This window comes from Cohnella algarum (genome assembly GCF_016937515.1).
GTDB classification, from domain to species: Bacteria; Bacillota; Bacilli; order Paenibacillales; family Paenibacillaceae; genus Cohnella; species Cohnella algarum.
Map to the genome: position 1 here is coordinate 1,717,746 of NZ_JAFHKM010000002.1, position 23,614 is coordinate 1,741,359.

The following is a 23,614-nucleotide window of genomic DNA, read 5'->3' on the forward strand; positions in this document are numbered from 1 at the left end:
CCTTCGGAAACCCTGCCGTCAAAAGTCCCTTTATGGAGAGTTTGATCCTGGCTCAGGACGAACGCTGGCGGCGTGCCTAATACATGCAAGTCGAGCGGATCTTTTTAGGTAGCTTGCTACTTAAGAAGGTTAGCGGCGGACGGGTGAGTAACACGTAGGCAACCTGCCCTTTAGCCTGGGATAACATTCGGAAACGAATGCTAAGACCGGATACGCAGCTTGGTCGCATGAGCGAGCTGGGAAAGACGGAGCAATCTGTCGCTAAGGGATGGGCCTGCGGCGCATTAGCTAGTTGGTGGGGTAACGGCTCACCAAGGCGACGATGCGTAGCCGACCTGAGAGGGTGAACGGCCACACTGGGACTGAGACACGGCCCAGACTCCTACGGGAGGCAGCAGTAGGGAATCTTCCACAATGGGCGAAAGCCTGATGGAGCAACGCCGCGTGAGTGAGGAAGGCCTTCGGGTCGTAAAGCTCTGTTGCCAGGGAAGAATAAGGGCTAGTTAACTGCTAGCTCGATGACGGTACCTGAGAAGAAAGCCCCGGCTAACTACGTGCCAGCAGCCGCGGTAATACGTAGGGGGCAAGCGTTGTCCGGAATTATTGGGCGTAAAGCGCGCGCAGGCGGTTCTTTAAGTCTGGTGTTTAAGTGCGGGGCTCAACCCCGTGACGCACTGGAAACTGGGGGGCTTGAGTGCAGAAGAGGAGAGCGGAATTCCACGTGTAGCGGTGAAATGCGTAGAGATGTGGAGGAACACCAGTGGCGAAGGCGGCTCTCTGGACTGTAACTGACGCTGAGGCGCGAAAGCGTGGGGAGCAAACAGGATTAGATACCCTGGTAGTCCACGCCGTAAACGATGAGTGCTAGGTGTTGGGGGGTCCACCTCTCGGTGCCGAAGTTAACACATTAAGCACTCCGCCTGGGGAGTACGGTCGCAAGACTGAAACTCAAAGGAATTGACGGGGACCCGCACAAGCAGTGGAGTATGTGGTTTAATTCGAAGCAACGCGAAGAACCTTACCAGGTCTTGACATCCCTCTGACCGGTCTAGAGATAGGCCTTTCCTTCGGGACAGAGGAGACAGGTGGTGCATGGTTGTCGTCAGCTCGTGTCGTGAGATGTTGGGTTAAGTCCCGCAACGAGCGCAACCCTTGATCTTAGTTGCCAGCACTTCGGGTGGGCACTCTAAGGTGACTGCCGGTGACAAACCGGAGGAAGGCGGGGATGACGTCAAATCATCATGCCCCTTATGACCTGGGCTACACACGTACTACAATGGCCGGTACAACGGGAAGCGAAAGGGCGACCTGGAGCCAATCCTAAAAAGCCGGTCTCAGTTCGGATTGCAGGCTGCAACTCGCCTGCATGAAGTCGGAATTGCTAGTAATCGCGGATCAGCATGCCGCGGTGAATACGTTCCCGGGTCTTGTACACACCGCCCGTCACACCACGAGAGTTTACAACACCCGAAGCCGGTGGGGTAACCGCAAGGAGCCAGCCGTCGAAGGTGGGGTAGATGATTGGGGTGAAGTCGTAACAAGGTAGCCGTATCGGAAGGTGCGGCTGGATCACCTCCTTTCTAAGGAACCCTTCGGGGAATAAAGTCCGATTACGCTCGAGTTCAGTTTTGAAGGAGGAATCCTTCAATCCTATCGCTTGCCTCGCTGGAAAGATTTGCGTCTTGAGAGCGGAAGGGCAATGTGATAAGATGATATTCTGTCGCCGATTGGCGATGGGGATTTGCTAACAACCGACACGCGGCGAACGCCGCAGGGTAACGGTTGCAGCTTGCACCTTGACAACTGGATACGAAACGAAAGCAACGAACCGACACGCAGCGAACGCTGCTGGGTAGCGGTTAGTTGTAGCGCAAAAGAAGATCATCTAATGACCTTATGTGTTGTGGAGCGGAGAGTACGAAGGTACTTGAAGTGAAAATGGCAAGCTAACCGAGAGGTTAAGCTAATAAGGGCGTACGGAGGATGCCTAGGCGCCAGGAGCTGACGAAGGACGCGGCGAACAGCGAAATTTCCTCGGGGAGCCGTAAGCAGGCTTTGATCCGGGGGTGTCCGAATGGGGAAACCCGGCTGTGGTAATGCACAGTCACCCATGAGTGAATTCATAGCTCATGAGGGAGCATACCAGGGGAACTGAAACATCTAAGTACCCTGAGGAGAAGAAAACAAAACAGTGATTCCGTCAGTAGCGGCGAGCGAACGCGGATTAGCCCAAACCAGGGAGCTTGCTCCCTGGGGTTGTGGGACGTCTTACACGGAGTTACAAAAGAGCAGGTTAGGCGAAGAGGTCTGGAAAGGCCCGGCAAAGAAGGTAAAAGCCCTGTAGCCGAAAGTCTGCTCTCTCCAAGACGGATCCCGAGTACCGCGGGACACGAGAAACCCCGTGGGAATCCGGCAGGACCATCTGCCAAGGCTAAATACTCCCTGGCGACCGATAGCGAAGCAGTACCGTGAGGGAAAGGTGAAAAGCACCGCGGGAGCGGAGTGAAAAAGAACCTGAAACCGTACGCTTACAAGAAGTCAGAGCCCGATTCTTAAGGGTGATGGCGTGCCTTTTGTAGAATGAACCGGCGAGTTACGTTTACGTGCGAGGTTAAGCTGGAGAAGCGGAGCCGAAGCGAAAGCGAGTCTGAATAGGGCGATTGAGTACGTAGGCGTAGACCCGAAACCGTGTGATCTACCCCTGTGCAGGGTGAAGGTGAGGTAACACTTACTGGAGGCCCGAACTCATGAACGTTGAAAAGTTCTGGGATGACGTGGGGGTAGGGGAGAAATTCCAATCGAACTCGGAGATAGCTGGTTCTCCCCGAAATAGCTTTAGGGCTAGCCTCGAGGTTGAGCATCGTGGAGGTAGAGCACTGATTGGGTGCGGGGCCCGCCAAGGGTTACCAAGTTCAGTCAAACTCCGAATGCCACAGATGTATACTCGGGAGTCAGACGGCGAGTGCTAAGATCCGTCGTCAAGAGGGAAAGAGCCCAGATCATCAGCTAAGGTCCCCAAGTGTGTGTTAAGTGGGAAAGGATGTGGAGTTGCGAAGACAACCAGGATGTTGGCTTAGAAGCAGCCACCATTTAAAGAGTGCGTAATAGCTCACTGGTCGAGTGACTCTGCGCCGAAAATGTAACGGGGCTAAACACACCACCGAAGCTATGGCAGGTCGTCGTCTTCACTTTGTTCTGGTAGAACCGGGACATTTGGTCAGAATCAACCGTAAAGGTTGTTCAAAGATTCTGACCCAAATGCCCCAGCTAAACACACCAGGGTGAAGTGAAGACGACGAACTGGGTAGGGGAGCGTTGAATGCGGGTTGAAGTCGGACCGGAAGGACCGGTGGACTGCATTCAAGTGAGAATGCCGGTATGAGTAACGAAAAGACAGGTGAGAATCCTGTCCGCCGAAAGCCTAAGGGTTCCTGAGGAAGGTTCGTCCGCTCAGGGTAAGTCGGGACCTAAGGCGAGGCCGAAAGGCGTAGTCGAAGGACAACAGGTTGAAATTCCTGTACCACCGTAAGCCGTTACGAGCGATGGGGGGACGCAGGAGGGCAAGAACGCGAGCTGATGGATATGCTCGTCCAAGCAGCGAGGCTGATGCGCAGGCAAATCCGCGCATCGAAAAGGCTGAGCTGTGATGGGGAGGGAAAATCACAGTACCGAAGGTTCCGTGCTCACGCTGCCGAGAAAAGCCTCTAGCCAGGCGAAGGTGCCCGTACCGCAAACCGACACAGGTAGGCAAGATGAGTATTCTAAGGCGCGCGGAAGAACTCTCGTTAAGGAACTCGGCAAAATGACCCCGTAACTTCGGGAGAAGGGGTGCCTCGGTAGGGTGAATAGCCCGAGGGGCCGCAGTGAAGAGGCCCAAGCGACTGTTTAGCAAAAACACAGGTCTGTGCGAAGCCGCAAGGCGAAGTATACGGGCTGACGCCTGCCCGGTGCTGGAAGGTTAAGGGGAGCGGTTAGGAGCAATCCGAAGCTGTGAACCGAAGCCCCAGTAAACGGCGGCCGTAACTATAACGGTCCTAAGGTAGCGAAATTCCTTGTCAGGTAAATTCTGACCCGCACGAATGGCGTAACGACTTGGGCGCTGTCTCAACGAGAGATCCGGTGAAATTTTAGTACCTGTGAAGATGCAGGTTACCCGCGACGTGACGGAAAGACCCCATGGAGCTTTACTGTAGCTTGATATTGGACTTTGGTACGGTCTGTACAGGATAGGTGGGAGCCTGAGAAGTCGGTGCGCAAGCATCGATGGAGGCGCCGTTGGGATACCACCCTGATCGTATCGGAGTTCTAACCTGTCACCGTGAATCCGGTGAAGGGACCGTGTCAGGCGGACAGTTTGACTGGGGCGGTCGCCTCCCAAAATGTAACGGAGGCGCCCCAAGGTTCCCTCAGAATGGTTGGAAATCATTCGAAGAGTGCAAAGGCATAAGGGAGCTTGACTGCGAGACCTACAAGTCGAGCAGGGACGAAAGTCGGGCTTAGTGATCCGGTGGTACCGAATGGAAGGGCCATCGCTCAACGGATAAAAGCTACCCTGGGGATAACAGGCTTATCTCCCCCAAGAGTCCACATCGACGGGGAGGTTTGGCACCTCGATGTCGGCTCATCGCATCCTGGGGCTGAAGTAGGTCCCAAGGGTTGGGCTGTTCGCCCATTAAAGCGGTACGCGAGCTGGGTTCAGAACGTCGTGAGACAGTTCGGTCCCTATCTGTCGCGGGCGTAGGAAATTTGAGAGGGGCTGTCCTTAGTACGAGAGGACCGGGATGGACGCACCGCTGGTGTACCAGTTGTTCCGCCAGGAGCATGGCTGGGTAGCCAAGTGCGGGAGGGATAAGCGCTGAAAGCATCTAAGCGCGAAGCCCGCCTCAAGATGAGATTTCCCAATTCGTAAGACCCCTGGAAGAACACCAGGTTGATAGGCTCGGGGTGGAAGCGCGGCAACGCGTGGAGCTGACGAGTACTAATCGGTCGAGGGCTTATCCTAAAGCGAAGCGCCTGCGGGCACGGAGCAGACGGGAAGCAAGCCAACAAACAACAATGCGCAATCGTTTCGTATCCGGTTATCAAGGCGCAAGCCTTGAAGAACTTCGATCTGGTGGCAATGGCGGAGGGGTTCCACGCGTACCCATCTCGAACACGACCGTTAAGCCCTCCAGCGCCGATGGTACTTGGACCGCAGGGTCCTGGGAGAGTAGGACGTTGCCAGGTTGGAGAACAGGAAAGCACCTCATTTGGGGTGCTTTTTTGTGCTTCTTTTTTGGCTTTTTCGCTTGATATGCTTGATATAAGGTTGGTTCGAGTACTTCTTCAAATTTAAGGTATGGGCTGTTATATGGATGCATGTGAACTCCTGGCGTGATCACTCAGGCGCGAAAACGGCATTCTCCTCCAAAAGTCGTACACTGGCGAGCTCTGTGCGAATGGTACTTGGGCAACGGCCACCGGGGAGCTCTGCGAATGGGTACTTGGGTAAGGATGTCAACGCCGGAATTAAATTGACCCACTAGCGCCGGGATAATTTTGACCCACCTGTGCGCTTGGTGACGAATAGATTCCGGTTTTTAGTTTTTCTTTAAGCCTGTAGCTGTTCCCACGGATGTTTACTACGTGGGAATGATGGAGGAGGCGATCAAGCACGGCCGTTGCAAGAACGGCATCTCCCATAAGTTCGCCCCACTCACCAAAGCTTTTGTTACTGGTCAGGATCATGCTGCTTTTCTCGTACCGAGCACAGACCAGTTGGAAAAACAGGTTCGCACCCAGTGGGTCCAGGGGGAGATAGCCCACCTCGTCGACGATGAGTATCCGAGGACGAAGATAAACCCTCATTCGCTTCTCCAATCGGTTTTCCTCGTACGCCTTTCGCAAATCGCTAACTAGTTGAGCGAGCGAAACGAAATACACCGGCAAGCCTTGTCCAATCGCCTCCATCGCAATTGCGACGGCTAAATGGGTCTTCCCGACGCCGGGAGGGCCGAGAAAGAGAACATTCTCCTGCCTCCCAACGAATGTTAATGCAGCAAGTTCACGAATCAGGCGCTCATCAAGCCCAGGTTGAAACGTGAAGTCGAAATCACTTAGCGTTCGTCGATACGGTAGATGCGAAAGTTTCATTCGTACCTCAACGTTTCGGCGTTGACGCTCCAAAATCTCAGCCTCCAGCAACTCGTTTAGGAAAGTGAGGTAAGTGCTTTGGCTTCTGCCGGCGGCCTCTAACTTTGCATCGAGAGCTTGGGCAGCTTGTTCTAAGCCGAGTTCCTCCAGACGGAGGCGAGCTTGTTCTAGTGCAATCATGCGCCCACCTCCACAAGGCGATCATAAACATCGAGAGATCGCACCTCCACATCTTGTTCAGGTATCTGAAGCCCTTGAGGCCTTGGGTAGGCATAGCCTTGCGCCGTACTCAGGTTGGTGTACTGGTTCTCGCACATGACAAGCGTTCGTGATCGGTATTGCTTTTCATGCTGGGCAATGAGCTGCTTCTCAGAATAAATCTCGACTATGCCATTCACTTCACGCACCTTCACATCACGGCCACTGAACCGCCAAGGAACGCCGTACCGTACGCCATCGTAGCTGACGAATCCGTCCCGGCTGGCCTTTCGAGGCTCGAATCGGTACTTTTCCCAGCGCTCCGGAGTTGGCAACGGCCCAAGCGCTTCATTGGCCAAACGGTCGAATGGTCTTTCGCCGGTTGTGCCATGAATGCGGCGATTTTGTTCGTCACACCACTTCCGGGCCTGGCGGTTCAGATCACCGAGATCCGTGAATTGTCTTCCTGGCATGAAGTTCTGCTCGATGAACTGAACGCTTCGTTCGACTTTGCCTTTGGTTTGTGGACGTCGTACGCGGCAGACCTTAGGGATCATGCCGATGGCTGCGGCGAAGTCTTCAAACAACGGATGCCAGCGCGGCTTTCGGTCGTCGCCCATGCCCAAGATGACGGTTTTCATCTGGTCGGTGAGCATCGTTTTCGGGACGCCGCCAAAGTATTCTAGGGCGTTCATCAAGCAGCGTAGAAAGCTGTGGATGTCACAGCGTTTCGTAAACTCCATATACGTCGCGCGGGAGTGGCCCAAAACCATTGCAAAGACAGGGATCTTCCGAACCTCCCCGGTTAGATCGACGTACTCGCAAATCTTCCAGTCTACCTGTGCTTGTTGTCCAGGTTTCGTCTCGTAGCGTTGCACAGCCGGCGCCTGTTTTGGAGGACGATGCGGCTTCACATAGTCCTTGATGATCGTAATTCCACCGCCATATCCTTGTTCTCTTAAGAGACGTAGTAGAACTTCACAATTGAATATTCCTTTGGCCAAGTAAAGATCCAACTGGGACTTGTATGGATCTAGTTTGGAAGCTCTTTTCTTGCGGGGATTGGGTTCAGGGATACCATCGGCTCTAAGATATTTACGAATCGTATTTCTCGAATGACCCGTCTCCCGCATGATCTCACGGATACTCTTGCCGCTAGCTTGAAGTTCATGTAATCTAATCACTGTCCCACTCCTTAGCATATTTCCTCCTCTCCAAATATCTTGGCCGATATTCTCGAGGAGATATATTCTACAGGGGTGGGTCATTTTCATTCCGGCGCTGGTGGGTCAATTATATCCCGGCGGTGACAAAGGACAACGGTGAGCTGCTATGAGTGACATGGGCGGCGGAAACCTGCGGGTTCCGCCTATGTTGGATTTTATCCAACCGACGGAGCAAGAAATGCGGAAATGTTGATCTACAGTGGATTTGATCCAACGAGAAACGGGAAAATCGGGCGAAATCCCCGAAAGGGCCGCTCCTGATTGGACAAAATCCAACCAAGCCGGTGGGTTTCGCGAAAAGGCCGGTTTTGGTTGGACAAAATCCAACGTGGCCAAGGCGAGCCAAGCAAGCTGAACCAGAACCAGAACCGAACCAGGAACCGGAATCCTAAGAAGACGGCAAGCCGGTCTTACTGGAGAGTAGGACGTTGCCAAGTTGGAGAAAAGGAAAGCAATATAAACATGTCTAGCGCTTGGTTGCGAAGTTAGCGGTGATAATAAGAAACTTCATCCGAGGACAATCGCAGGACGCCGTCTCCTTTTTCCCCGATCATATTGAACAATAGCGTTACCCGCGGCGTAAGCAGCCAGAAATGCCAATAAACCAACGAAACGAGCAAGGAAGAATGGGCCCAGGGATATAGCAGGCCGACAATGCAGCAGCCGACGATAAACAGGTGAAAATGAAGCCTGCGAAACAGCCACAGCGTCGTATCCATCACCGGCAGCGGTCCGAACCACGGCCAATCGTAACGGAACGCCCAGCGCTTCATCGAAGGCTCGTCCACGCGGCGCAGGGTCAGCCTCAGAACGACGGCATGGATAGCCGTCATGATCAGGAAGCCAATGAGCGTATTGAGCAGTCCCTGCCAGCGGTATATGGCGGTTATTGCCCCGATTCCCATGACGGCGGTCGTAATGTAACTATACCTAGCCTCGGGGCGGAGGGGAATTTTGCGAATCAGCTTGTAATGATAGATGACCGGATCTTGGTTCAAAAGCGATTCGGAAGCCATGCTTTATTCTCTCCTTCTGCCTGCGGAAAGCTTCGCTACTTCTTATCATCGGTTGTTTGGCGAGCGAATGTTATGAATTCGGGCGATCGGAACGAATTTTTGCTAGGAAGCACGTTTATTTTCATAGAATTCGATCCATACTGTATATAATAGAGCCTGAAGGGGGCAGTGTCGATGGATGCAACCGATCTGAAAACATGCATTATATGCGGGGAGCCGAAGCAAGAAGGCATTACCGTCGTGAGCGAATTCATCTGTCAATCTTGCGAAGCCGAAATGGTTCATACGAAAGTGGAAGACGAGAGATATCCTTTTTTTGTTCGCCGTCTGAGGCAAATATGGGTTCGTTTCCACGCGTGAATGTTCGCGCGCGTCGCCGTATCCGCTTTTAAACCGTCAGATCCTTATGCGGGGGCTGGCGGTTTTTGCCGTATGCGTTTTTATTCCCGGTCATTTTGTTATAATGTACCATAAGTAAACGGAAAGGCGACGTTCGATATGCAAAAGCCGATTGACTTGGCGGCCGCCAGAGCCCCGCTTTATGAAGCGCTGGAACGCCATGCGAAAAGAAACGGAAAGCCGTTTCACGTGCCGGGGCATAAACAACGCGCCGCGTGGAACGATGAAGGGGCAAACGCCCGGTTTGCTTCCATCCTGCCGATCGATCTGACCGAGCTGTTGGATACCGACGATTTGCACCATCCCGAGGGTGTCATTGCCGAAGCTAAGGCGCTTGCCGCCGATTGTTTCGGGGCGGAGGAGACTTGTTTTTTGGTAGGGGGAAGCACGGCGGGCAATCTGGCGATGATATTGGCCGTCTGCCGGCCTGGCGATCTCGTTCTCGCGCAGCGCAATTCGCATAAATCGATCATTCACGGGCTTATGCTCGCCGGCGCCAGGGCGGTTTTTTTGCAGCCCGAACCGGAAGAGGCGTCCGGTCTTGCCGTAACCCCGTCGGCGCAAACGATCGTTCGGGCAATGGAACGGCATCCGGAGGCGAAAGCCTTGCTGCTGACGAACCCGAATTATTACGGCTTGAGCGTCGATTTGAGCGCCATTGCGGCCCTGGCTCACGAGCGCGGACTTCCGGTATTGGTCGACGAGGCGCACGGGCCGCATTTCGGCCGGCATGCCGCTTTTCCGGGCGGCGCGCTGCAGGCCGGGGCGGATATCGTCGTTCAATCGGCGCATAAAATGCTGTCCTCGCTTACGATGGGCGCGATGCTCCATATGCAAGGCGGTCTCGTCGACCGGGAGGCCGTGAGGGAAATGCTGCGCATGGTGCAAAGCTCGAGCCCGTCCTATCCGATCATGGCTTCGCTGGATTTGGCCCGGCGCGAGCTGCACGTTCGGCGCGAGCGCATGTTCGAGCTTGCCGTGCGAACGGCCGAATGCGTTCGGGACAAGCTGGCCGATGCGCCTATTCGACCCGTTCGCCCGATCGAGCCGGTGAGGCTCGACCCGCTGAAGCTCACGCTTTACGACACGTCCGGCCGCCTGTCCGGCTACCGGCTGCGGGACGAGCTGGAGAGCCGCGGCTGCGTGCCCGAAATGGCGGACGACCGGTTCGCCGTGCTCGCGCTCGGTGCCGGGACGGTGCCGGAGGACGGCGAAGCGCTCGTCCGCGCGCTATGGGATATCGCGGCAACGTTCCGGCTTGACCGGCTGCCGGAAGCGCCGGACGGCGAGCCGGCCCGCCGCGCGGCAGCTGCCGCCGCCGAAGCGTTCCCTTACCGCGAGCTGTCCGAACCGGTGGCCTTCGACCGGAGCCGAGCCGCCACGGAGAAGCTGCCGCTGGATCGGGCAGCCGGCCGGACGGCCGGGGAATGGGTCATCCCTTATCCCCCGGGCATCCCGCTGCTCTATCCGGGCGAGCCGATCACGCCGGATGTCGTAAGCGCGCTGCGGAAGCTGCGGCAGAGCGGGGCGAAGTTCCAGGGCGCCGAGGATTCCGCTTTGGAATCGATCCGGGTCCGGCTGCAAGAATAAATCGGAATTTGTCCATCCGTTCCATTACGACAAGCGAGGTAAAGCATGAAACGTTTTTTTGCTCGTATTCGCGATTATCGCAAGCCGATTGCCTGGATTTCGGTGCTGGGCGCGGCCGTTCTGCTCGTTTATATGCTCATGGTCCCTCCCGTCGTCGGCGTGGCCGACAACGGCGATTTCGCGCGCGTCATGGGCGCATCCGGCATCGCGCCGCTCGATCCGAACGAGTCCTACGACGATCGGTATTTTGCCTATTCTCATACGAAATATGCCTACGGCGGCTATGCCGCCGGCGGATACGTGTCCACCCACATTTTTCTCGTCGCCCTCTCCGGCTGGATTTCCCGAATTTTCAGCTGGCAAACGTACGATATCCGATTTTTGGGCGCCTGCTACATCGCCCTCTTCGCGACGGCCTTATATTTGCTGGCGCGCCATACGCCCGCCGCAACGGGCAAAAAAACGACGGCCATAGCCGCCTCCGTCGTCGCGCTTCTCGTCGTCTGGATCTTCGGCGATATCGGGTATGCGGCGTATTTCCAATCGTTTTTCGGCGAGCCGTACGCGCTGGTCGGCATGCTGCTGGCCGTCGCCTCCGCCTTCGCGATTTCGACGACCGAGAAGCCTACGGGCAAACTGCTTGCCCTGTTCATCGGAGCCGCGCTTGCCATCGCCAGCTCGAAAATCCAGAACGCACCGCTGGGCTTTGCTTTCGCCCTCCTTGCCTGGCGAATGATGGGCCTCCGCCCGGACCGCCGATGGCACCGGCAGGTGCTGGCGGGCGTCTGCATTCTTATCGCGGGATCCGTTCTCATGATCGTGGCCGCGCCCGACCGCCTGAAGCATACGAACCTATACCAGTCGATCTTTTTCGGGGTGCTCAAGGATTCGCCCGACGTCGCCGGGGATATGCGCGAGCTCGGCATTCCGGAGAAATACGCGGTGCTGGCGGGCACGAACTATTTTCAAAAAGATACCGCCATCCCCCAGCGCGATCCGACGCTCCGGGAGGAAGTGCTGGAACGGCTGAGCCACAAGGATATCGCGATGTTTTATCTCAAGCACCCGGGCCGCTTTATCGGCAAATTGGAAAAGGCGGCGGCGAACGGCGCATCGATCCGGCCGTATTACCTGGGAAATTTCGACCGCGAGGCCGGAAAGGCGCCGGGGACGATTGCTTATACGTTCAGCGGATGGAGCGAATGGAAGGCGAACCGGATGCCGCATACGCTCGGATGGTTCGCCGGTATCTACGCCGTCTTTATCGCGGGACTGGCCGTCTGGTGGCGGCTGCGGTCCGACCGGAAATCGAGGCTGAAGGCGGAGACGCTGGCGATCGTGGCGCTGACCGGCCTGATGGCGATCGTCATTCCGATCGTCGGGGACGGGGAAGCGGATTTGGGCAAGCATTTGTTTATGTTCAATGTCAGCTTTGATATGATAGTGGTGAGCATCCTCGCCTTTGCGGCGTACGGCTTGCTGAGACTGCCGGCGCTGATCGGGGCGCGCATGCGGAAGGGATAGAAGCGGGAAGGGGCCGTATCGGTGTCGAAAGGGAAGTTCATTACGATAGAAGGCGGAGAAGGCTCCGGAAAAACGACGCTGATCGGGCGATTGGCGGATCGGATAAAAGAAAAGGGCTATGAAGCGGTGACGACGCGGGAGCCGGGAGGCAGCCCGATCGCCGAAGCGATTCGGAACGTCATTCTCGAGCGCAGCCACACGAAGATGGACGGCCGCACGGAAGCGCTGCTGTACGCGGCTTCGCGAAGGCAGCATTTGGTGGAAATCGTCGTTCCCGCCATCGAGAGAGGCGCGGTCGTTCTGTGCGATCGCTTCATCGACAGCAGCCTGGCTTACCAAGGGCACGCCAGGGGGCTCGGCATGGAAGCGGTTTGGGAAATCAACCGGTTTGCCGTCGACGATTGCATGCCGGATCTGACGCTGTTCCTCGATCTCGAGCCCGAGGCGGGCTTGGCCCGAATCGAGGCGAACGCCCTGCGGGAGGTTAACCGGCTCGATCTGGAAGGGCTCGCGTTTCACCGGAAGGTCAGGGAAGGCTATTTGGAAGTTGCTGGGCTGTTTCCGGAACGGATCGTGACGATCGACGCGATGCGGTCGCCGGAATTCGTACTGGAGGATGCTTGGCGATATTTGGAGGCAAGGCTCGGATAAATTCGGAAAAGAGGAATTTGACCGGAGCGTGTATAATTAATATAAGTAGGAAGAAAACGACATCGCGGTTTCACAACAACGGAGAATGTCGTTTTTGCAAAAAATCTGGATAACTAAAGGAGGAGTATGCCGATGAAGCTTGTGATAGCGGTTATACAGGACAAGGACAGCAATCGTTTGTCAACGGCTCTGATCAAAGAAGGCTTTCGCGCGACGAAGTTGGCCAGTACGGGCGGGTTTCTGAAAGCCGGCAATACGACGTTTCTGATCGGGATCGAGGACGACCGCGTGCAGCAGGTGCTGGACGTCATTCGCTCCAACTGCAAAGTCCGCGATCAGCTCGTTACTCCCGTGTCCCCCGTTAGCGGAGCGGCGGATTCGTATATTCCTTTTCCGGTGGAAGTCCAGATCGGCGGAGCGGCCGTTTTCGTTCTGCCGGTTGAACGCTTCGAGCATTTCTAACTAGAGCGAACGCTGGCGGTGATGGATTGTGAAAATCGAACCGGGCTACTTTCCCCGGAACAAAACGGTGCAGAGAAACGATCTGCCGTCCCGCCCTCCCCAAACGCAGACGTTTGGCGATTTCCTGCAGCAGCAGGAGGGGGAACGGACCGAAGAGGAGCTTCAGCGCAAGCTCGAGGACATCCGGGCCCAGGGAGACCGTCTCATGCGTTCGATGACGGTGCGCGAGCTTCGCTTGTACCGGAACATGGTCAAAAGCTTTTTGGAAGATACGCTGCGCCGCGGCGTCGGGCTGAAGGAAACGAGAGGCTGGGACCGCCGCGGACGGGGCAAGCGATATAAAATTTTGGAAGAGGTCGACGAGATGCTCGTCCGAATGGGAGAAGAACTGCTCGAGACGGAAGAAGGCCGGCTGGAGCTTCTGGAAAAGGTAGGGGAAATCCGCGGACTGCTCATCAACCTCGTCTTTTAAGGGGGATTCACACGATGCCGATGCGCGATATCCCCGGGCAGCACCGGGCCAAAGCGCTGCTGCGGCAGGCGATCCGCACCGGCAAAGTGGCGCACGCCTATTTGTTTGCCGGGCCTTCGGGCAGCGGCAAGCGGGCGATGGCCGAAGCGCTGGCGCAGACGCTTCTGTGCGAGCGGCAGGGGGAGGACGCCTGCGGGGAATGCTTGTCGTGCCGGAAGGTCATGCACGGCAATCATCCGGACTGGCATACGATCGTCCCGGACGGCACGGCGGTCAAGATCGAGCAAATCCGGGAGCTGCAGCGCGATCTTTCGTACCGCAGCTCCGGAGCGGGCCGCAAAATCTACAAAATCGAAGGCGCCGAATCGATGACCGTTCAGGCCGCCAACAGTCTGCTTAAATTTTTGGAAGAACCTCCGTCGCCGGTCGTGGCGATTCTTATCGCGCCGACCGCGCAATCGCTGCTGCCGACCATTCTGTCGCGATCCCAGCTCATTCCGTTCGTGCCGGGCCACCCCGAGGAAATGGAGCGGATTCTTGTCGCCGAAGGCAAACCGCCGCTCCTGGCGCGAACGGCCGTTCATCTGTCCGCAGGGCTCGACGCAAGCCGCGAGCTGATCGAGCAGAATTGGTTTGCAGAAACTCGAAACGTAGTGATACAATTGGGGAAGGAGATGTCTTCCCGGTTCCCTGGCGTTTTGCTGACCGCTCAACAACAGGTGTTTAAGACGGATCTTGCAAGTCATGTAGAAACGTTACTGCAAATGTTCGCTCTGTGGTATAGAGATATGATATACGCGATGACGGGGCGTCATCAAATGATGGTGTTTTCCGATCAGGCGGATTGGATTGCAAAGCATGCCTGGAGCCGGAGCATCGGGTCTTGGGTTCATGCGATGGAAACGGCGCTGACGGCGGCTCGCCGCATCAAGGCTCATGTGCAGCCGCAGTTGGCCATGGAGCAATTTCTGGTAAACTCGCGGGAGGGGTAGCGTTGTACGATGTTGTCGGCGTCCGCTTCAAAAAAGCGGGCAAAGTCTATTATTTCGACCCCGCCGAGCATCCGGTATCCAAAGATCAACACGTCATTGTGGAAACGGCGCGCGGTGTCGAATACGGCACCGTCGTGATCGGGCCCAAGAAGGTGGAAGAATCCGATGTCGTGCTGCCGCTCAAAAAAGTGATCCGCGTCGCCGGTGATCACGACGCCCATATGGTGGAGGAGAACCGGAACGCGGCCAAGAACGCTTTTACGATCGGGCTGCAGAAGATTAAGGATCATCAGCTTCGGATGAAGCTGGTGGACGTGGAATATACGTTTGACCGGAATAAAATCATTTTCTACTTCACCGCCGAAGGCCGCGTCGATTTTCGCGAGCTGGTGAAGGATTTGGCCAGCGTATTCCGGACCCGTATTGAACTTCGTCAAATCGGCGTGCGTGACGAAGCCAAGATGCTCGGGGGGATCGGTCCTTGCGGACGCGTTCTCTGCTGCTCGTCGTGGCTCGGGGATTTTGAACCGGTCTCGATCAAGATGGCCAAAGATCAGAACTTGTCGCTCAACCCGACGAAGATTTCGGGGCTGTGCGGGCGATTGATGTGCTGCCTCAAATACGAGCACGACAATTACGAAAGCGCGAAGGAAGAGCTGCCTGCCGTCGGCAAGGCCGTCGTGACTTCCTTCGGCGAAGGCAAGGTCGTCGGATTGAACGCGGGCAGCCGCACTGTCCATGTTCAACTGTTCGAAATCGGAAAAGTGAAGGAATTGCCTTTTGATGAAGTTGTGGTCAAGTAACGTTGCGACACTACCTGAGGCTTGAGGTGTAAGGCGTTGATGAAAGACATTTTTCTTCGCGTGGACGAGCTTGAAGCGTCTTTGGGCAATTTGCACGGGAACTTCGGCGAACTTCGGCTGCAGATCAAGCAATTGCTTGAAGAGAATCAACGGCTCCAGATGGAAAACCAGCAGCTGCGCAACGTGTTGAGGCGCGAAACGGCTGCCCAAGCTTCGGATGAGGCGACAGACGAACCGGCCGTCGTCAAAGGCAAGGACAAAGCATCCGCAGTCGTAGGGGAGGGCCACGACAATCTGGCCCGGCTGTATCATGAAGGTTTTCATATTTGCAACGTGTATTACGGTCATTTGCGCCTGGAAGGCGATTGCCTGTTCTGCTTGTCGTTCCTGAGCAAATAGCGTAATCACGGGAAGCGTGGAGATGAGATGCCGTCCGTCCCTCTGGGGACGGGCGTTTTTTTATAAAAAAACGTTAATGGCTCCTTAAGTTGACACTTCCCGACTTTTCCGACTACAATCGAGGAAAAAGCCTATCCATCCGGGAAAGGAGTCGAAGATGAGTTATCTTTTCGCTTTTCTGTTATCCTTGTTCATCGTGATCGCACTCATCCCGCCGCTGAAAAAAGCTGCGCTTCGCATCGGCTTCGTAGACAAACCGAGGGCGGACAACGCGCGAAAAATACATAGAGACCCGATTCCGCTGACCGCCGGCATTGCGATATTCATCGCTTTTATCGTTGCGTATTTGATCTTTGTTCGGGATTCCTGGCCTCAGACGGCCGCGATCGTCTTCGGCGGGCTGCTCGTCCTGCTGATCGGAATCGTGGACGACTGGTACAAGACGCACGGCAAGGAGTTTCCGGCTTTGCCCAAATTCCTCGTTCAAATTTCGGCGGCGGTTCTCGTTTACGCTTCCGGCATCGTCTTCGCCGGCTTCGAGAATCCGTTCAACGGAGCTTACATCGTCCTTCCCGAATGGCTGTCGTTCCTGTTCACCGTCCTGTGGATTTTCGGGGTAACGACCGTCATCAACTTTACCGACGGCATGGACGGTTTGGCGGGCGGCCTGTCGGCCATATCCGGCGGTACGCTGCTCGTCGTCGCGCTTGTCATGGGCCAGCAAAGCTCGGCAATGATGGCCGTCATTACGGTCGGCGTCTCCATCGGCTATCTCGTGTTCAACCGGCCTCCGGCCAAAGTGTTCATGGGGGACGCCGGAGCGACGTTTCTCGGATTCATGCTTGGCGTCGTCGCGCTCGACGGGGCGTTCAAGCAGGCAACCGTTCTTTCGCTGTTCATTCCCATTTTGGCGCTCGGGGTGCCGATTCTCGACAATATCCGCGTCGTTCTCGTCCGCATGATCAAAGGGGTTCCGATTTACCAGGCCGATTCGTCCCAGGTCCATTACCGGCTGCTGGCGACGGGCATGAAGCCGGTGCAGGTCGTCTCGTTTCTGTACCTGGTCAATCTTTGCTTCGGTCTGTTTTCGATCGTGCTGCTGTTGGCTCAATAACGGGCATTAAGCGATAAAACAGGTCCTCCGGTGCCGCGATCGGCCGAGGGCCTGTTCGTTTTGCGGCCGAATGATGAAATCGCGCATGAAATCGAGTAAGCTAATGAAGACGAAGATGAGAAAATGGAGATGGACAAACTAGCATGCAGCCTCAACCGAACCTGCTGCCCGGCGAACGGATCGACGATTTGCTGACGTACGAGCTGAAAATCATTCAAAGCTCCGATGTGTTCAGCTTTTCTTTGGACGCCGTGCTGCTTGCCCGTTTTGCCGGCGTGCCGCCGCGCGGACGGGTGCTCGACCTGTGCACAGGCAACGGCGTCGTGCCTTTGCTGCTGACGACGCGGACGAATGCCGCGATCGACGGCGTGGAAATCCAGCCGAGGCTTGCGGACATGGCCGAGCGCAGCGTCAAGCTGAACGGCCTGGAAGAGCGGATCCGCATTCTGGAAGCCGACCTCAAGACGCTTGGCCTGAAGGACGGAGAAAGCCCGTACGACGCCGTAACGGTCAACCCGCCTTATATGCCGGTCCATACGGGGACCATAAGGAAAACCCGCATCAGGCGATGGCCCGCCACGAGATCGGGTGCACGCTGGAAGACGTAGCCGCCGCCGCTTCCCGGCTCGTCAGAAGGGGCGGGCGCGTATCGATGGTTCATCGGCCGACGAGGCTTGCCGAAATTATCGACGCGCTGCGGCGCCATCGGCTCGAACCGAAGCGAATCCGCTTCGTGCACCCCCGGATCGGCGCGGAAGCGAATATGGTGTTGATCGACGCGATGAAGGAGGGGCGCCCGGAAGTGCGGACGCTTCCGCCGCTCATCGTGTACGGGGGCGAGGGCAGAACGTATACGCAGGAATTGCTGGACGTTTTTTACGGAAGCAAGAACGAGCTTAACGACTTTCCGTCTTAGGAAAGCCGCGCGGAAGGGTGTCGATTTTTGCCTGGGAGAAGGACATATATAATAGTAGAAATGCAATACAGACCGAAACCGGTTCGGCAAAAGGAGGAAACGGCATGAGCGAAAAAAAGGCGGGCGAAGCCGGAATGCCGGACGTCTCAGCAGCCATCGCGCAAAAAAGCTTCGACGATCGAAAGCCGACCGGAACGCTGTATTTGGTGGGAACGCCGATCGGGAACTTGGAGGATATGACGTTCCGCGCCATTCGCACGCTGAAGGAAGCGGACTTGATCGCGGCCGAAGATACGCGCCAATCCCGCAAGCTGCTCACGCATTTCGACATTTCGAACCGGCTGGTCAGCTACCACGAACACAACAAAGCCGCAAGCGGTCCCGAGCTCATTCGCCTGCTGCTCGATGGAAAAAATATCGCGCTCATCAGCGACGCCGGCATGCCGGCCATTTCCGATCCGGGCGCCGACCTCGCCGCGGCGGCGATCGGCCAGGGCATCCCGGTCGTCCCGATTCCGGGAGCGAACGCCGCCCTGTCCGCGCTGACCGTTTCGGGGCTCTCGACGGAGCGGTTCACGTTCGTCGGCTTTCCGCCCAGGGATCGCAAAGGCATGGAACGCCTGCTGGCCGGGCTCGGCGGCGAGGCGGGGACGCTCGTTTTCTACGAATCGCCGCACAGGCTCGTCAAGACGCTGCAGGCGTTCGCCGACAAGTGGCCGAACCGCCGGGCGGCCGTCATTCGGGAGCTGACGAAGCGGCATGAAGAAGCGGTCCGGGGAACGGTGCAGAGTTGTCTGGCGCATTTCCGGGAATATCCACCGCTCGGTGAAATATGCATCGTGCTGGAGGGCAGGGCTTCAGCCGAGGCTGGCGGGGAAGAGGGAGAACGTTCCGGCGAGCCCGCGTCTGCCGTCTGGTGGGAGCCGCTGACCGTAGCCGAGCATGTGGAGCATTACGAAAAGACGGAAAAGGCAAACCGAAAGGAAGCGATGCGTCTGGCGGCACGGGATCGCGGCTTGTCTCGGCGGGACATTTACCAAAGCTTGCTTGAACGGTAAAATCAAAAAGATCCCTCCCGAGGCTTGTCCGGGAGGGTTATAAGGAGATATAAAAAGGTTAGAATTAACAGAAAACAGACTTTCAATGCTATTATAACGTATTTTCTTTAATTTGTCACAGGTGTAGGCAAATCCTTCAAGCAATCTCGGCAAACAATTTTTCCTTTGAAGTAAATGACGTTTTCCGCGTTGCCGCAGAAGATGCATGCCGGCTCGTATTTCTTCAGCATGATGCGCTCTCCGTCCACGTAAATTTCCAGCGCATCCTTCTCTCCGATGCCGAGCGTACGGCGCAGTTCGATCGGAATGACGACACGGCCGAGCTCATCGACTTTACGAACAATTCCCGTAGATTTCATCATTTGGAAACTCCCTCTTTTCAGGTTAAAATAAAATCAAGGCCACCTTTTATTCAAGGAATCAAGCCTATAATTCGTCATAATTCGACATTTTCCCGAATTATCGCTTATAATCATACCAACCATTCCCATTTAAGTCAACCAATCAATTTGCGGATTGGAAAATTTTAACTTAAGAATGCTTTATTTATAAGCTTTTAACGTCCATAATGACAACGGAATTTGATGAAAATGTCAACTTGATTCCACTACCATTAAACGACAAACTTCGACATAAGTTTCGGTTTCTGATCGTTTTTTCATTATTTTAAGGAGGTGTTGTCGATGAGCCGTCGGCTGGAAGAGGAGAAAGTGTTCAAGGATCCGGTTCACCATTCGGTTTATGTGCAAAACGAGACGATCTGGAAGCTGATCAACACGCCCGAATTTCAACGACTGCGGCGAATACGGCAGTTGGGCACGACCTACCTGACGTTCCATGGAGCCGAGCACAGCCGGTTCTCCCACTCGCTCGGCGTGTATGAGATTACGAGGAAAATTATCAGCCAATTTGAGCGTAATCGATATCAGGATTGGCCGCAAGAGGAAAATTTGGTAAGTTTATGCGCTTCCTTGTTGCATGATGTCGGACACGGCCCCTTTTCCCATTCGGTCGAACAAGTGTTCGGCAACGATCATGAGCGGTGGACATGCGACATCATCCTCGGGGACACGAATATCAACCGGATTTTGAAGGAGGTCGGCCGCGATTTTCCCGAACGGGTTGCCGCCGTCATTCGCAAAGACTACGACAAGCCGATCGTCATCAGCCTCGTTTCCAGCCAGATGGATGCCGACCGCATGGATTACTTGCTCCGGGATGCGTATTTTACCGGCGTCAACTACGGCACCTTCGACCTGGACCGGATTTTGCGGGTGCTGAGGCCTCATCAAGGGCGTATCGTCGTCAAGGAAAGCGGGATGCATGCCGTCGAGGACTATTTGATGTCGCGTTATCAGATGTATTGGCAGGTATACTTCCATCCCGTTACGCGCAGCTCGGAAATCGTGCTGAGGCAAATTTTCCGCAGGGCGGACGAGCTGTACCGGAGCGGGTATGCGTTCGGTTTTATGCTCCCGCAGCTCAAGCATTTGTTTGAAGGCACGATGACGGTGGAATCGTATTTGAGCTTGGACGAATCGATGGTTCAGGCGGCATTCGGACAGTGGATCGGCGAGCGGGACGAGCTGCTGGCGGACTTGTGCTCGCGATTTCTTCATCGCCGCTTGTATAAATATATTTCGCAGGACGCGCTGGACGAGGCGTTGATCGAGCGCATTCGCAAGGAGTGGGCCCGCATCGGCCTCCATCCCGGTTATCACCTCGAGATGGATACGCCGGTGGATCTGCCTTATGACGTGTACAAGCCCGGAGCGGCGCTGGACGCCTCGGAAAAGCCGCCGATTTTGCTGCTCGACAACAAGGATCGGCTGACGGAAATCTCGGTCAAGTCGGACATCATCCGTTCGATCACGGGCTTGCACCGGGGAAATTACTATTTGTATTATCCGGAAGACGAGGTTCGGAGGAAGGCAACGGAATTGGAGCCGGAAATCCGCGAGCTTTTCGGAATGTAAAAAAAAGAACTTGCAAAAGCAAAAGGAGACGCCATACGCTATGTTATTCGACACGCACGCCCACCTGGATTCGCCAAAGTTTGACAGCGATCGCGAGGAGGTCATCGCCCGCGCGCGGGAAGCCGGCGTCGAAACGATCGTCAATATCGGCTTCAACCGGGAGACGATCCCGACGACGATGGCGCTCGCGGAGAACTATCCGTTCATTTACGCCGCCGTCGGCTGGCACCCGACCGACGCGATCGACATGAAGTTTGAGGACGATTTGGCCTGGATCGAACGCTTGTGCGCCCATCCGAAGGTGGTGGCGATCGGCGAAATCGGGCTTGACTATTATTGGGATACGTCTCCGAAGGACGTTCAGCACGCCGTTTTCCGGGAGCAAATCCGTTTGGCCAAACGCCTGCGCAAGCCGATCGTCATCCATAACCGGGACGCCCACGAGGACGTCGTCCGGCTGCTTCGCGAGGAAGGCGCCTCCGAGGTCGGAGGGATCATGCACTGCTTTTCCGGAAGCTGGGAAACGGCCAAAAAATGCCTCGACATGAACTTCTATATTTCGTTCGGAGGACCGGTTACGTTCAAAAATGCAAGGGTTCCCAAAGAGGTGCTCGCGAACGTGCCGGACGACCGTTTTTTGATCGAAACGGACGCCCCGTATTTGACTCCGCACCCCTACCGAGGGAAGCGAAACGAGTCCGCTTACGTGCGGTTCGTAGCGGAGGCAGCAGCGGAAATAAAAGGGAAATCCGTGGAAGAAATTGCAAATTTAACGACCGAAAATGGTCTCGCCTGTTTTCGTCTACCAAGATAAAACGCTAACAATCGAAGAAAAATCATTTAGTTATGCGAAAAAACTGGTTTTTGATCGATGAAACCTAAAAATTCAGCTTTATTTCGTTCAAAAATGGAGGATTTCGCGCTTTGACCCTTCTTTACACCTTTGGCGCCGAGAGGTTATCATCTAATCCAAGAGTTTGAATATGGCATCCCTTTTCCAGTGCGCTGAGTCTCCGAACGGAGAGCGGGGGACCCGACGCGGAGGACCGGTTCGTACGCGAACCGCGATTTCCGCGGCCGAGTAATCTTGGGGTGAATTTTGCTGGCAACCGAAGCATCCGTCCAGGCCGGACGGTCCGTCGGATTGCGGGCGGATAGGGCCGCTCTCTTGGCCCGAACCCGACAGCTAACCTCGCAAGCGTATGAGAGAGAGGTCACCTCGTGCTGCCCATTTCCCTTTCGACGTCGCAAGCGGAGCCACGAACAGATCCTCTGTCCGTCGGCTTTTTTTGTTGTCCGTTTTTTGCGGGAGGAAGAGGCGAATGTTTTCGGGCGGCGGGTTGGTGCCGTTTACTGGTGAACGACGGCCGGGTGCTTTCGTGCGAAAGCCGCTCCGTGCGAAGCCCAGCGCCGTTAACCAAAAGGATAGTCGCGTCAGACGAAGTCATGCTTAGGCAGTCGACGGCGGGGCTATGAAGGAGGAACGAGAAAATGGGAACCGTTCCTGTCGGGAACACCCATGATCCACGACCGACCGGCAAGCTTTTCGCAGCGCGATGGAAGCATGAGCATTTGCGTTTGATCCTGCTCAGCGCAATTCTCTCTTTTGCTATGACCATCTTGTTCTTATTGCTGCTACACGGCGCGTCCGCCATGAGCGTAACCGTCGTGGACGGCGGGACGACAACCGTCATCAAAACGAAATCGTCCGATGTGCGATCGCTGCTCTCGGAGCACAACATCACCGTCGGCCCGCACGATCAAATATCCCAGCCGCTCGATGCCGAGCTGCAGGAGGGCAGCACGATCGCGATCGATCGCGCCGCGAAAGTCGTCCTGCAGGCGGACGGGAAGAAGGAGATCAAATATACGACCGCAGATTCCGTTCAGGAAGTTCTGCACGCCTCGAACCTCTCGTTGTCGGCGGACGACCGGGTAACGCCCGACAAGTCGGCGCCGGTTACCGAAGGCATGACCATTCAGGTGCTGAGAGTGGATAAAGAGGTCGTGGAAACGTCGCATCCGGTGACGTTCGCCATCGTGGAAAAGCAGGACCCCACGCTGCCCGAGGGCAGCAAAAAAGTGATCCAAACCGGCAAGGAAGGCACGCTCGTGACGAAAACCGAGCGCGTCTATGTCGACGGTCGCCTGGTCAGCGACCAGCTGGTATCCAAAACGATCACGCAGCCGTCCGTGCAGAAAATCGTCGCGGTCGGCACGAAGAAAAAAGAGCCCGAAGTCACGACGTTGTCCTACGACGCTTCGGCTAACGGCACGGTTCAGCTTAACGGAAAGTCGGTCAAAGTGAAGCAGGTGCTGAAGAACGTCAAGCTTACCGCCTATACGGCGGGCCCGGAATCTACGGGCAAGGACGTAGGCGACGAGGGCTACGGCATTACCGCATCCGGAACGAAGGTGTCGGAGGGCCGCACGATCGCGGTCGATCCCGACGTCATTCCGCTCGGCTGGTGGGTCTACATCGATGGCATCGGCTTCCGCCGAGCCGAAGACACCGGCAGCGCCATCAACGGCAAAAAAATCGACGTGTATTTCGACAGCGAGAGCCATGCGAAGAAGTTCGGCTCCAAAAAAGGATACACCGTATACGTCATCGGCCCTGTCAAGCCTTCCGCCGACTAAAGCGGAGGCGCAAGGGCGATTCCCGGTCGTGCCGGATCCGCCGCCG

Annotated in this window: 18 protein-coding genes, 3 rRNA genes, 1 pseudogene and 1 riboswitch; of the genes and pseudogenes, 18 read left to right on the forward strand and 4 right to left on the reverse strand. The window is 55.9% G+C overall.

Annotation, left to right across the window (positions count from 1 at the left end; all coding sequences use genetic code 11):
- The first annotated feature begins 29 nt into the window (after nt 1–29).
- From JW799_RS07730 to rrf, 3 genes are all read left to right on the forward strand, one after another.
- Nucleotides 30–1,580: ribosomal RNA gene (locus JW799_RS07730) — 16S ribosomal RNA — on the forward strand.
- 376 nt (nt 1,581–1,956) lie between these two features.
- Nucleotides 1,957–5,002, forward strand: a 23S ribosomal RNA gene (locus JW799_RS07735).
- A 107-nt stretch (nt 5,003–5,109) separates the two neighbouring features.
- Nucleotides 5,110–5,226 (forward strand): 5S ribosomal RNA (gene rrf / locus JW799_RS07740).
- The 16S, 23S and 5S rRNA genes sit together here, the layout of an rRNA operon.
- 282 nt (nt 5,227–5,508) lie before the next feature.
- Here rrf and istB read toward each other — a convergent pair.
- The 3 genes from istB to JW799_RS07755 all read right to left on the reverse strand — a co-directional run bounded on the left by istB (nt 5,509) and on the right by JW799_RS07755 (nt 8,572).
- Entirely contained in the window at nt 5,509–6,312 is an 804-nt protein-coding gene (istB, locus tag JW799_RS07745) for an IS21-like element helper ATPase IstB (protein WP_205428207.1), read from the reverse strand.
- Nucleotides 6,309–7,532 (reverse strand): IS21 family transposase, encoded by a 1,224-nt coding sequence (gene istA, locus JW799_RS07750; protein ID WP_205428206.1) that lies wholly within the window; start codon nt 7,530–7,532, stop codon nt 6,309–6,311. Before istA ends, istB begins: the two co-directional genes overlap by 4 nt.
- Nucleotides 7,533–8,041: 509 nt before the next feature.
- Complete coding sequence (locus JW799_RS07755) at nt 8,042–8,572, reverse strand: transposase (RefSeq protein WP_205429323.1); 531 nt, start codon at nt 8,570–8,572, stop codon at nt 8,042–8,044.
- 174 nt (nt 8,573–8,746) lie between these two features.
- Here JW799_RS07755 and JW799_RS07760 point away from each other — a divergent pair, with 174 nt between their 5' ends.
- From JW799_RS07760 to rsmI, 12 genes and pseudogenes are all read left to right on the forward strand, one after another.
- Complete coding sequence (locus tag JW799_RS07760) at nt 8,747–8,932, forward strand: sigma factor G inhibitor Gin (RefSeq protein ID WP_080831681.1); 186 nt, start codon at nt 8,747–8,749, stop codon at nt 8,930–8,932.
- A 138-nt stretch (nt 8,933–9,070) separates the two neighbouring features.
- Entirely contained in the window at nt 9,071–10,561 is a 1,491-nt protein-coding gene (locus JW799_RS07765; RefSeq protein WP_205429324.1) for an aminotransferase class I/II-fold pyridoxal phosphate-dependent enzyme, read from the forward strand.
- 45 nt (nt 10,562–10,606) lie between these two features.
- A complete protein-coding gene (gene wsfD, locus JW799_RS07770) occupies nt 10,607–12,085 on the forward strand; it encodes a glycan biosynthesis hexose transferase WsfD (protein ID WP_205429326.1) in 1,479 nt (492 codons plus the stop codon).
- A 21-nt stretch (nt 12,086–12,106) separates the two neighbouring features.
- Nucleotides 12,107–12,736, forward strand: a complete 630-nt coding sequence (gene tmk, locus JW799_RS07775; RefSeq protein WP_205429328.1) for a dTMP kinase — start codon at nt 12,107–12,109, stop codon at nt 12,734–12,736.
- Nucleotides 12,737–12,868: 132 nt separating this feature from the next.
- Nucleotides 12,869–13,198 carry a cyclic-di-AMP receptor gene (locus JW799_RS07780; RefSeq protein WP_080831677.1) on the forward strand — a complete coding sequence of 110 codons (330 nt, stop codon included), beginning with the start codon at nt 12,869–12,871 and terminating at the stop codon, nt 13,196–13,198.
- Between the two features lie 28 nt (nt 13,199–13,226).
- On the forward strand, nt 13,227–13,670 hold the full coding sequence (locus JW799_RS07785; protein ID WP_205429330.1) for a DUF327 family protein: 444 nt from the start codon (nt 13,227–13,229) through the stop codon (nt 13,668–13,670).
- A gap of 14 nt (nt 13,671–13,684) precedes the next feature.
- A complete protein-coding gene (holB, locus tag JW799_RS07790; RefSeq protein WP_205429331.1) occupies nt 13,685–14,662 on the forward strand; it encodes a DNA polymerase III subunit delta' in 978 nt (325 codons plus the stop codon).
- A gap of 2 nt (nt 14,663–14,664) precedes the next feature.
- Nucleotides 14,665–15,465: a PSP1 domain-containing protein gene (locus tag JW799_RS07795; RefSeq protein ID WP_080831674.1), complete on the forward strand. Its 801-nt coding sequence runs from the start codon at nt 14,665–14,667 to the stop codon at nt 15,463–15,465.
- 39 nt (nt 15,466–15,504) lie between these two features.
- Nucleotides 15,505–15,864: an initiation-control protein YabA gene (locus JW799_RS07800; RefSeq protein ID WP_080831673.1), complete on the forward strand. Its 360-nt coding sequence runs from the start codon at nt 15,505–15,507 to the stop codon at nt 15,862–15,864.
- A gap of 157 nt (nt 15,865–16,021) precedes the next feature.
- The gene (locus tag JW799_RS07805; RefSeq protein ID WP_205429332.1) at nt 16,022–16,978 is read left to right on the forward strand and encodes an MraY family glycosyltransferase; all 957 of its coding nucleotides are present in this window, start codon (nt 16,022–16,024) and stop codon (nt 16,976–16,978) included.
- 143 nt (nt 16,979–17,121) lie between these two features.
- Nucleotides 17,122–17,894: pseudogene (locus tag JW799_RS07810) on the forward strand (tRNA1(Val) (adenine(37)-N6)-methyltransferase).
- Nucleotides 17,895–17,998: 104 nt separating this feature from the next.
- Nucleotides 17,999–18,952 carry a 16S rRNA (cytidine(1402)-2'-O)-methyltransferase gene (gene rsmI / locus JW799_RS07815; protein WP_240353200.1) on the forward strand — a complete coding sequence of 318 codons (954 nt, stop codon included), beginning with the start codon at nt 17,999–18,001 and terminating at the stop codon, nt 18,950–18,952.
- Between the two features lie 107 nt (nt 18,953–19,059).
- On the opposite strand, the gene JW799_RS07820 is transcribed toward rsmI, so the two are convergent.
- Nucleotides 19,060–19,314, reverse strand: coding sequence for an AbrB/MazE/SpoVT family DNA-binding domain-containing protein (locus JW799_RS07820; RefSeq protein WP_080831669.1), 255 nt, complete (start codon nt 19,312–19,314; stop codon nt 19,060–19,062).
- A 321-nt stretch (nt 19,315–19,635) separates the two neighbouring features.
- On the opposite strand from JW799_RS07820, the gene JW799_RS07825 reads away from it, so the two are divergent.
- The 3 genes from JW799_RS07825 to JW799_RS07835 all read left to right on the forward strand — a co-directional run bounded on the left by JW799_RS07825 (nt 19,636) and on the right by JW799_RS07835 (nt 23,568).
- Nucleotides 19,636–20,928 (forward strand): HD domain-containing protein, encoded by a 1,293-nt coding sequence (locus JW799_RS07825; protein WP_205429333.1) that lies wholly within the window; start codon nt 19,636–19,638, stop codon nt 20,926–20,928.
- 40 nt (nt 20,929–20,968) lie between these two features.
- Complete coding sequence (locus tag JW799_RS07830; RefSeq protein ID WP_080831667.1) at nt 20,969–21,742, forward strand: TatD family hydrolase; 774 nt, start codon at nt 20,969–20,971, stop codon at nt 21,740–21,742.
- A 179-nt stretch (nt 21,743–21,921) separates the two neighbouring features.
- A riboswitch (cyclic di-AMP (ydaO/yuaA leader) is annotated at nt 21,922–22,144 on the forward strand.
- Between the two features lie 437 nt (nt 22,145–22,581).
- Nucleotides 22,582–23,568 carry a ubiquitin-like domain-containing protein gene (locus JW799_RS07835; RefSeq protein WP_338026238.1) on the forward strand — a complete coding sequence of 329 codons (987 nt, stop codon included), beginning with the start codon at nt 22,582–22,584 and terminating at the stop codon, nt 23,566–23,568.
- The last annotated feature ends 46 nt before the right edge of the window (nt 23,569–23,614 follow it).

Bases quoted from the DNA above. Each gene is read 5' to 3' on its own strand.
- istB (WP_205428207.1), bottom strand. From the start codon at position 6,312: ATGATTGCACTAGAACAAGCTCGCCTCCGTCTGGAGGAACTCGGCTTA.
- istA (WP_205428206.1), bottom strand. From the start codon at position 7,532: ATGCTAAGGAGTGGGACAGTGATTAGATTACATGAACTTCAAGCTAGC.
- JW799_RS07755 (WP_205429323.1), bottom strand. From the start codon at position 8,572: ATGGCTTCCGAATCGCTTTTGAACCAAGATCCGGTCATCTATCATTAC.
- JW799_RS07760 (WP_080831681.1), top strand. From the start codon at position 8,747: ATGGATGCAACCGATCTGAAAACATGCATTATATGCGGGGAGCCGAAG.
- JW799_RS07765 (WP_205429324.1), top strand. From the start codon at position 9,071: ATGCAAAAGCCGATTGACTTGGCGGCCGCCAGAGCCCCGCTTTATGAA.
- wsfD (WP_205429326.1), top strand. From the start codon at position 10,607: ATGAAACGTTTTTTTGCTCGTATTCGCGATTATCGCAAGCCGATTGCC.
- JW799_RS07780 (WP_080831677.1), top strand. From the start codon at position 12,869: ATGAAGCTTGTGATAGCGGTTATACAGGACAAGGACAGCAATCGTTTG.
- holB (WP_205429331.1), top strand. From the start codon at position 13,685: ATGCCGATGCGCGATATCCCCGGGCAGCACCGGGCCAAAGCGCTGCTG.
- JW799_RS07800 (WP_080831673.1), top strand. From the start codon at position 15,505: ATGAAAGACATTTTTCTTCGCGTGGACGAGCTTGAAGCGTCTTTGGGC.
- JW799_RS07805 (WP_205429332.1), top strand. From the start codon at position 16,022: ATGAGTTATCTTTTCGCTTTTCTGTTATCCTTGTTCATCGTGATCGCA.
- rsmI (WP_240353200.1), top strand. From the start codon at position 17,999: ATGAGCGAAAAAAAGGCGGGCGAAGCCGGAATGCCGGACGTCTCAGCA.
- JW799_RS07820 (WP_080831669.1), bottom strand. From the start codon at position 19,314: ATGATGAAATCTACGGGAATTGTTCGTAAAGTCGATGAGCTCGGCCGT.
- JW799_RS07825 (WP_205429333.1), top strand. From the start codon at position 19,636: ATGAGCCGTCGGCTGGAAGAGGAGAAAGTGTTCAAGGATCCGGTTCAC.
- JW799_RS07830 (WP_080831667.1), top strand. From the start codon at position 20,969: ATGTTATTCGACACGCACGCCCACCTGGATTCGCCAAAGTTTGACAGC.
- JW799_RS07835 (WP_338026238.1), top strand. From the start codon at position 22,582: ATGAGCGTAACCGTCGTGGACGGCGGGACGACAACCGTCATCAAAACG.